The sequence below is a fragment of the Shewanella sp. ZOR0012 genome (genome assembly GCF_000798835.1).
GTDB classification, from domain to species: Bacteria; Pseudomonadota; Gammaproteobacteria; order Enterobacterales; family Shewanellaceae; genus Shewanella; species Shewanella xiamenensis.
The window spans coordinates 1-233 of record NZ_JTLE01000075.1 but is presented as its reverse complement, the minus strand read 5'-3'; the positions used below and the strand labels follow the sequence as shown (position 1 = coordinate 233).

The 233-nt window shown below is 43.3% G+C and carries 1 rRNA gene; it reads right to left on the bottom strand.

Annotation, left to right across the window (positions count from 1 at the left end):
* Positions 1-72: ribosomal RNA gene (gene rrf / locus L976_RS01645) — 5S ribosomal RNA — on the bottom strand; the annotation flags it as partial.
* Positions 73-233 lie beyond the last annotated feature (161 nt).

The window sequence follows — 233 nt, the reverse complement described above, 5'->3', positions numbered from 1 at the left end:
ATCGGCGCGATTGCGTTTCACTTCTGAGTTCGGGATGGGATCAGGTGGGACCACAATGCTATTGTCACCAAGCAAATTCGGTATCTACTCCCTATCTTATCTAGGCAGTAAATGAATTCGGAAAGCTGTATTGAGTACCACTTCTTAAGTGTTTGTATTCGTCTAAGTGCTACTTAGCAAAACCCATCTGGGTTGTATGGTTAAGCCTCTCGAGTCATTAGTATCAGTTAGCT